Annotated in this window: 7 protein-coding genes; all 7 read right to left on the bottom strand. The window is 65.6% G+C overall.

Annotation, left to right across the window (positions count from 1 at the left end):
- Positions 1-125 precede the first annotated feature (125 nt).
- Positions 126-1,169, bottom strand: coding sequence for a sugar phosphate nucleotidyltransferase (locus tag VFW45_07360; protein ID HEU5180593.1), 1,044 nt, complete (start codon positions 1,167-1,169; stop codon positions 126-128).
- A gap of 17 nt (positions 1,170-1,186) precedes the next feature.
- Positions 1,187-1,867 carry a glycosyltransferase family 2 protein gene (locus tag VFW45_07355; GenBank protein ID HEU5180592.1) on the bottom strand — a complete coding sequence of 227 codons (681 nt, stop codon included), beginning with the start codon at positions 1,865-1,867 and terminating at the stop codon, positions 1,187-1,189.
- Complete coding sequence (locus VFW45_07350) at positions 1,864-2,808, bottom strand: SDR family oxidoreductase (protein HEU5180591.1); 945 nt, start codon at positions 2,806-2,808, stop codon at positions 1,864-1,866. Before VFW45_07350 ends, VFW45_07355 begins: the two co-directional genes overlap by 4 nt.
- Before the next feature lie 13 nt (positions 2,809-2,821).
- A complete protein-coding gene (locus tag VFW45_07345; GenBank protein ID HEU5180590.1) occupies positions 2,822-4,120 on the bottom strand; it encodes a UDP-glucose/GDP-mannose dehydrogenase family protein in 1,299 nt (432 codons plus the stop codon).
- Positions 4,121-4,151: 31 nt separating this feature from the next.
- Complete coding sequence (locus tag VFW45_07340) at positions 4,152-5,108, bottom strand: GDP-mannose 4,6-dehydratase (GenBank protein HEU5180589.1); 957 nt, start codon at positions 5,106-5,108, stop codon at positions 4,152-4,154.
- 12 nt (positions 5,109-5,120) lie between these two features.
- Entirely contained in the window at positions 5,121-6,422 is a 1,302-nt protein-coding gene (locus tag VFW45_07335) for a nucleotide sugar dehydrogenase (protein ID HEU5180588.1), read from the bottom strand.
- Between the two features lie 10 nt (positions 6,423-6,432).
- Positions 6,433-7,227 (bottom strand): hypothetical protein (locus VFW45_07330; GenBank protein HEU5180587.1); only part of this gene is annotated, 795 nt, incomplete at its 5' end.

The raw sequence follows: 7,227 nt of genomic DNA, 5'->3' as shown, positions 1-7,227 counted from the left end.
CGAGCGGCGCGGCCGCGGCCAGCGCATAGATGCCGATTTCGATGACCGCCGGAACGACCCAACCTTCGGGTCGGGCACCCACGGGACGATAGGGCTCTTCGTGCCTCAGGTAGGCAGAGCTGGCCCTAGAAGCCATGATGGCCTCCCTTGCGCCGCAGCGTGCGGAGGAGCTGTCGCAAGGAGGAGAGTCGATTTCGCGGACAGATCAGCAAGGTTCCTCCGGCCTCGAGGAGCGCCAGATCGTCGACTCCCCAAAGAACGCATCGTCCCTCCTCCCGGTACACCAGGTTCCTGCTCGATTGGATGGCCACGACTTCGCCGTGCAGAAGGTTTCCCTGACGGTCCTTCCGGGCGCCGGCAGACAGGCGCTCCCAGGAGCCGACATCCGACCAGGTGAAGCGGGCGCGGACCATCGCCACTCGCCGCGAGCGCTCCAGTACCGAGCGATCCACTGGCAGCGCAGGAAGGCGGGCAAAGTGCCGTGCGCCGCCAGCGTTTTCCAGCCAGCGGCGATAAGTCTGCTGGGCCCGCGACGCCTCGTCGAGAAAGGAAGCGGTCTTCCAGCAGAAAATCCCGGAGTTCCATAGCGCCCCGCGGCGCAGCAGCAGACGCGCCCTGCCCTGGGGCGGCTTCTCGATGAACCTCGATACTTTCCGTCCGTCTCCGCGGATGGGTTCTCCCGGGACGAGATATCCGAAGTCAGCCGACGGACCTGTCGGAGGAATGGCGAACGTGATCAGATGACCGCCCTCTGCCAGAGCCCTGGCCCGCGCCACGTCGCGCCGGAACGCCGCGATCCCATCGATCCGATGGTCCGACGGCAGCACGAGCATCGTGGATTGGGAATCGCGGCTCGAAAGCCAGGAAGCGGCCAGCAGGCAGGCGGGCCCGGTGTTCCTCGACGCCGGCTCGCGCAGGATCCGGCGCCCCCAGGTCTTTCCGAGATCCTTCCGGATCAAACCGGAGAGATCATCTCCGGCGAGGATGCGAATGCGATCCGGAGGCGCCACCGACAAGGCCCGGTCGAGCGTGTCGCGCAGGAGCGATTTCCCGCCTGACATCCTGAGGAATGGCTTGGGAACCTCTGCCCGGGAGAGCGGCCACAATCTCTCGCCCCGGCCTCCGGCGAGCAGCATGACCCATAAGTTCGAGCGCACACCTTTGTCCACGCGGCGCTCAATCCCCGCTACTCGAAGAATCCGAAGCGCAGGATGGCGCCGATGGCGGCGAAGCCATCGCGCCAGGTGATCTTCTTTCCCTCGGCGTAGTTCCTGCCATGGTAGGAGATCGAGGTCTCGTAGACGCGGCATCCGTGACGCGCGATCTTGGAGGTGATCTCCGGCTCGATGCCGAAGCGCTCCGACTTCAGATCGAGCGCTCGCAGGACGTCCGTCCGGAAGGCCTTGTAGCAGGTCTCCATGTCGGTCAGGTTCAGGTTCGTGAACATGTTGGAGAGCGTGGTGAGAAAGCGGTTCCCCACGTAATGCCAGTAATAGAGCACACGGTGCGTCTCGCCGGTGAAACGCGAGCCATACACCACGTCCGCCAGGCCCGCCTCGATCGGCTCAAGCAGCCGCGGATAGTCCTTGGGGTCGTACTCCAGATCGGCGTCCTGCACCACCACGACATCGCCGCTCACCAGGCCAAAGGCGGTGCGCAGCGCCGCGCCCTTGCCACGGTTGACGGCGTGGCGGGTGACCCGGATCCGCGGATCGCTCACTCGGGCGAGGGCCGCCGGGGTGCCATCGGTGGAAGCATCGTCCACCACCACGATCTCGTAGACTCCCGGGGCGCTCGCCACCCGGCCCAGGATGGCCTCCACCGTCTTCTCCTCGTTGTACACCGGAATGACGACCGACAGCCTCATGCGGTCCCCGTCAGACCCGAGGCGAGCAGCGTACGCGCGAGCCCCTCGCGGAAGGAGATCCGGGGGCCGTAGGCCAGGAAATCCTCGGCCTTGCGGATGTCGGCCAGGGAGTCGCGCACGTCCCCCTTTCGCGAAGGCTCGAAGCGCGGCGGCTGGCTCATTCCCGACAGCGTCTGCAGCTCGCGCAGCAGGTCGAGCAGCGAGTAGCACTCGCCGCACGCGATGTTGAAGGCCTCGCCGGCGGCGCGCGCCGGGGCGCTGCAGGCCGCCAGGTTCGCCTGCACGACATTCTCCACGTAGGTGAAATCGCGTGACTGGCGTCCATCGCCGTAGAGCACGGGCGATTCGCCCCCCTTCAGGGCTGCGATGAACCGCGGGATGACCGCGGCGTACTGGGAGTCGGGACGCTGCCTCGGGCCAAAGACGTTGAAATAGCGCAGCGCCACGGTCTGGAGCCCATAGATTCCGTGGAAGACACGGCAGTAGTACTCCCCTCCCAGCTTGGTCACCGCGTAAGGAGAGAGAGGTGCGGGGACCATCGATTCGGTCTTGGGGAGCTCGGGCGTATCGCCGTAGACCGAGGAGGAGGAAGCGTAAACGAAGCGGCGGATCTTGGCCTTGCGCGAAGCATCCAGCAGCACCAGGGTCCCGGTGAGGTTCGCGGCGTGTGACTCGGCGGGATCCTCGACGGAGCGCGGCACGGAGCCGAGAGCCGCCTGGTGCAGGACAAAATCGATGTCACGCACCGCCCGCTCGGCCAGGGAGGGGTCGTCGATCCGGCCTTCGAGCATCTCGAAGCGACCAGAGAAAGGAGCCAGGTTGTCGGCCTTGCCGGTGCTGAAGTCGTCCAGGACGCGGACCGACTCGCCGCGCTGCAGGAGCGTCTCCACCAAGTGCGAGCCGATGAAGCCGGCCCCCCCGGTCACCAGGTAGCTTGCCATGACATCTCCTCTTTCAGCGCCCGACCGCCGTATAGCGGAACCCCTGGCGCTGCAGGTCCCCCGGCTCATAGACGTTGCGCAAATCGATCAGGACCGGGCTGCGCATCACCTGCTTCAGCTTCGGCAGATCGAGGTTTCGGAACTGGTTCCACTCCGTCGCCAGGACCAGCGAGTCGCAGCCCGTGGCGGTGTCGTATTCGTCCACGCCATACTGCACGTCCTGGAGCACCCGCTGCGCCTCCGGCATGGCCACCGGATCGAAGGCCCGGACGGCCGCTCCCTCCTGCTGCAGGACCTCGATGATGCGCAGGGCCGGAGACTCCCGGGTGTCGTTGGTGTTGGGCTTGAAGGACAGCCCCAGCACCCCAATCTTCTTGTCCTTGAGCCCGCCCGTCGCCTGCTTGATCTTCTCCGCCATGCGCCCGATCTGCGATTCGTTCACCGCCACGGCCGCGGCGATGACCCGCATCTCGAGGGCATGATCGTGTCCTACTTTGAGCACCGCGAGGGTGTCCTTCGGGAAGCAGGAGCCCCCATAGCCCGGGCCGGGGTGCAGGAACAACCGGCCGATGCGATGATCCAGTCCCATTCCCTTGGCGACCTGGTGCACGTCGGCACCCACCTTCTCGCACAGCAGCGCAATCTCGTTGATGAAGGAGATCTTGGTCGCCAGGAAGGCGTTGCTGGCGTATTTGATCATCTCGGCGCTGACCACGTTGGTGATCAGGAACGGCGCCTCGATGAGATAGAGGGGGTTGTAGAGCTCCTTCAGGACCTCCACCGCCCGCGCGTCGTCGGCCCCGATCACCACGCGGTTCGGGCGCATGAAGTCCTCGATGGCCGAGCCCTCGCGCAGGAACTCGGGGTTGGAAGCCACCGAGAACTCGATCGGACGCGGTTGCTCCTTCTGGATGATCTCCCGGATCATCGCCCCCGTCCCCATCGGGACAGTGCTCTTGGTGACCACCACCTTGTAGCCGTTCATGGCGCGCGCGATGCCGCGCGCCACCTCGCGGACATGGCTCAGGTCGGCCGATCCGTCCTCCCCCGGCGGCGTGCCCACCGCGATGAACACCACGTCGGAAGGCTCCACGGCCGCCTTGAGGTCTATGGAGAAGCTGAGCCTTCCCACGGACAGGTTGCGGCGCACCATTTCCCCCAGGCCGGGCTCGAAGATCGGCACCTGGCCGTCCTGCAGCATATCGATCTTTGCCTTGTCCACGTCCACACAGGTCACGCTGACGCCGAACTCTGCGAAGCAGGTCCCCGTGACCAGCCCCACGTATCCGGTTCCAACCACCGCGATCTTCATGACGCTCTCCCGTATTCCGCTCCGGCGGACCTCAGGCCTGCTTTTGGGCCCGATACCATTCCACGAACCGCCGGATCCCTTCCTGGATCCCGACTTGAGGCGCGTACCCGAGCACGGAGCGGGAGTGTTCGAGATCGGCGCAGGTCACTTGCACGTCGCCCGGCTGATCGCGCTGGGTCACGATCTTGGCGGTCTTTCCCAGCGCGGCTTCGAGGTGGCCGATCAGCGCGCGCAAGCTCACCACTTCGGAGCGTCCCAGATTGAACACCTGGAAGCCACGGCTGTGCTCCAGCGCCGCGACAATCCCCGAGACGATGTCCTCGACGTAGGTGTAGTCCCGCGAGGAGGAGCCGTCTCCGAACAGGGGAACCGGCTCCCCCTGGTCGATGAGACGGGTGAACTTGTGAATCGCCATCTCCGGCCGCTGCCGCGGGCCGTAGACGGTGAAGAAACGCAGGCACGCGACATCCATGCCGTAGAGATGGTGGTAAGTGTAGGCCAGCAGCTCGCCGGCCCGCTTGGTGGCGGCGTAGGGCGACACCGGGAAGTCGGCCGGGACCTTTTCGGAGAACGGCGCCTGGTCGTTGTTGCCATAGACCGAGGAGGACGAGCCGAACACGAAGCGCTTCACCTTGTAGATGCGGGCGTGCTCCATCAAGGTGGCGGTGCCGGTCACGTTGACGTCGGTGTAGAGCCGCGGCATCTCGAGGGAGGGCCGCACTCCGGCGCGCGCCGCCAGGTGTACGACCGCCTCGACTCCGTGGTGCCCGAAGAGGTCCTCCAGCACGGCGGGATCGCGGATGTCCCCTTCGTAGAGGTGGAAGCTCTCCACATCCTTGAGACTGGCGATGTTGCGCAGCTTGACGGTCTTCGAATAGAAGCTGTCGAAGACGTCCAGGCAGACTACCTCCCGGCCGCCGCGGATCAGACGCTCACAGAGGTGAGATCCAATGAACCCCGCGCCTCCGGTGACCAGAATCGCTCCCAAGCCGATACCTCCTTAGATCTTGACGATCCGGCCCTCCGGCGCAGCGATGCCCCGGGTGGCGTTGCGGGTGTCGACCAGGATCTTGGCCTTGTCGGCGATCCGGCCGTAGTCGAATGCCGAGTGGTTGGTCACGATGACCGTGCAGTCGCACCCGGAAAGCAGCTCGTCGGTCAGCGGGACGGCGCGCAGCACGCCCTGGTCCAGATGGATCTCCGGCGCGTGCGGATCGCTGTAAAGGACCTGCGCGCCGCGGTCCTGCAGCAGCTTGACCACGTCCAGCGCCGGTGATTCCCGCACGTCGGAGATGTCCTTCTTGTAGGCGACCCCCAGGATCAGGATGCGCGAGCCGTTGACCGACTTCTTGTGGGCGTTCAGGGCATCGACGATCTTGGTGACCACGTAGTGCGGCATGTTGCCGTTGATCTCGCTCGCCAGCTCGATGAACTTCGCATAGTAGTTCAGCGTCTTGAGCTTCCACGACAGGTAGTGCGGATCGATCGGAATGCAGTGCCCCCCCAGCCCGGGCCCCGGGTAGAAGGGCATGAAGCCGAAAGGCTTGGTCGCGGCGGCGTCGATGACCTCCCAGACATCCAGCTGGAGACGGTCGCACATCAAGGCAATCTCGTTCACCAGCCCGATGTTCACGCTGCGGAAGGTGTTCTCCAGCAGTTTGATCATCTCGGCGCACTGGGTCGAGGACACCGGGATCACAGTGTCGACCGCCTTGCGGTACAGGGCCGCCGCCATTTCGGAGCACGCTGGAGTGACGCCGCCGACGATCTTCGGCGTGTTGCGCGTGTTGAACCGCGGGTTGCCCGGATCGACCCGCTCCGGCGAAAAGGCCAGATAGAAATCCCGCCCCGCCTGCAGTCCAGCCGATTCGAGCCGCGGCCGGATGACCTCTTCCGTGGTTCCCGGATACGTAGTGCTCTCCAAGATGACGAGCATGTCCCGGTGCAGGGCCTTGACGATGCCGTCCACCGCCGAGACGATGTAGGAGATGTCGGGATCGCGCGTCTTGCGCAGGGGCGTGGGGACGCAGATGATTACCGCGTCGCAATCCTTGAGGGCCGCCACGTCGGTCGTCGCCGTCAGGCCGCGCGGGCCGACGACCTCCTTCAGAGTGGCCGAGGCGATGTCCTGCACGTGCGATCGCCCCTCGCCGATTCCCTTCACCTTGGCGGGGTCGCTGTCGACCCCGGTGACCGCGAAGCCGGCCCGCACGAACTCGCAGGCCAGCGGCAATCCGACGTACCCCAGGCCGATGACGCCAACGCGGGCCTGGAGCGATTCGATCTTCTCCTTCAATGCCACGTCCGACTCCTCAGGGGTTATCGGAGGGAGGCGGGGCCTCCTCTTCCGGGTTTTCTTCGCCTTCGCGCGTTTCAGCGCCTTTCTTCTGATAATGATGGATCATGCCCTTGCCGATCCGGCTCTTCTGTATCCCGGCGATCACGTCGCGCAGCCCGCGGTAGACCTCGTCATCGTTGATGATCGCTCCCAGGGTGCCCTGACCCGTGTCGATCTTGCGCGTGATCGACTCGATGTTCTTCGTCGTCTTTTCCATGTTCGAGAGGATGCGACGCGCCGACTCGTCGTCCGACAGGAGCCGGCCGGCGAGGCCGGTGCCGGCGTTGACCCGGTCGGTCACGCTCTTGAGGTCGGCGCTGGCCGCCAGCAGGTTCTCGAGAAGCACGTCCCCCTTGCCGCCGGGAACCATGAGCTGTCCGATCGCCCCCTCCCCCTGCTCCACGCGCGCCAGGACGTTCTTCAGGCGATCGAGGGACTCCTGGATCGAGGTGAGCTGGCGGCGCGCGTACTCGCGATCGGAGATGAGGGCCCCGGCGAGACCTTCCCCCTTCTCCAGCTTCTCGGCGGTGCGCCGCACCGAATCGAGGGTCTGCTGGATCCCCTGCAGGCTGTCGCGGCCGAACTCGGGATTCTTGATCATGTCCGACAGGAGCCCGCCGCCTTGGTTGAGGGCGATGAGCAGCTCGCGCAGCTGGCTGGTGATGTCCTTCACGTCGTCGGCGATGCCGCGCCCCATCTCGGTCAGCTCCGCCAGCCCCGAGACGCCAGGCTCGATGCGGCTCCCCGCGGGGAGCTGCGGGCGATCGGA

It is taken from the genome of Candidatus Polarisedimenticolia bacterium (assembly GCA_035764505.1).
In the GTDB taxonomy this organism is placed as follows: Bacteria; Acidobacteriota; Polarisedimenticolia; order Gp22-AA2; family AA152; genus AA152.
The sequence above is the reverse complement of the archived record's forward strand: the minus strand, read 5'-3'. Positions and strand labels throughout refer to the sequence as shown.

Bases quoted from the DNA above. Each gene is read 5' to 3' on its own strand.
- VFW45_07355 (HEU5180592.1), bottom strand. From the start codon at position 1,867: ATGAGGCTGTCGGTCGTCATTCCGGTGTACAACGAGGAGAAGACGGTG.
- VFW45_07350 (HEU5180591.1), bottom strand. From the start codon at position 2,808: ATGGCAAGCTACCTGGTGACCGGGGGGGCCGGCTTCATCGGCTCGCAC.
- VFW45_07345 (HEU5180590.1), bottom strand. From the start codon at position 4,120: ATGAAGATCGCGGTGGTTGGAACCGGATACGTGGGGCTGGTCACGGGG.